Origin of the sequence: Facivitalis istanbulensis (assembly GCF_040560405.1) — a bacterium.
Lineage (GTDB): Bacteria > Pseudomonadota > Alphaproteobacteria > Sphingomonadales > Sphingomonadaceae > Sphingomonas > Sphingomonas istanbulensis.
The window spans coordinates 1-648 of the sequence record NZ_JAVSCQ010000085.1; the positions used below are offsets into that span (position 1 = coordinate 1).

The 648-nt window shown below is 69.6% G+C and carries 1 protein-coding gene; it reads right to left on the bottom strand.

What is annotated here, in order from left to right; all coding sequences use genetic code 11:
- Window positions 1–648, bottom strand: a 648-nt coding sequence (gene bioB, locus RN629_RS18280; RefSeq protein WP_407036497.1) for a biotin synthase BioB, incomplete at both ends; no start/stop codon positions are given.

A 648-nucleotide genomic window follows, 5' to 3' on the forward strand; every position in this document is an offset into this window, starting at 1 on the left:
CCCGCATTGCCCGCCGTCAGCAGCTTGTCGCCGGTGAAGATCGAGTTCGCCCCCGCCAGGAAGCACAGCGCCTGCGTCGCCGCCGCCATGCTCTCGCGCCCCGCCGACAGGCGGACCATGCTCATCGGCATGGTGATGCGCGCCACCGCGACGGTCCGCACGAACTCGATATCGTCGATCCGCGCCAGCGGCGTGTCGGCCAGCATGTCGGCCAGCACCGTGCCCCGCACCGGCACCAGCGCGTTGACCGGCACGCTTTCGGGATGGCGCGGCAGGGTCGCCAGCGCATGGACGAAGCCGACCCGGTCCTGCCGCGTCTCGCCCATCCCCACGATCCCGCCGCAGCAGACCGAAATCCCCGCATCGCGCACGTTCGACAGCGTCGCCAGCCGGTCCTCGAAGCAGCGCGTCGTGATGACGTTGGCGTAGTTTTCCGGGCTCGTGTCGATATTGTGGTTGTAATAATCGAGGCCCGCCTCCGCCAGCCGCTGCGCCTGGGGCGCATCCAGCATCCCCAGCGTCATGCAGGTCTCCAGCCCCATGGCCTTCACCCCCTCGACCATCGCCACGACCCTGTCCATGTCGCGGTCCTTCGGGCTGCGCCACGCCGCACCCATGCAGAAACGCTGCGAGCCCGCCGCCTTGGCC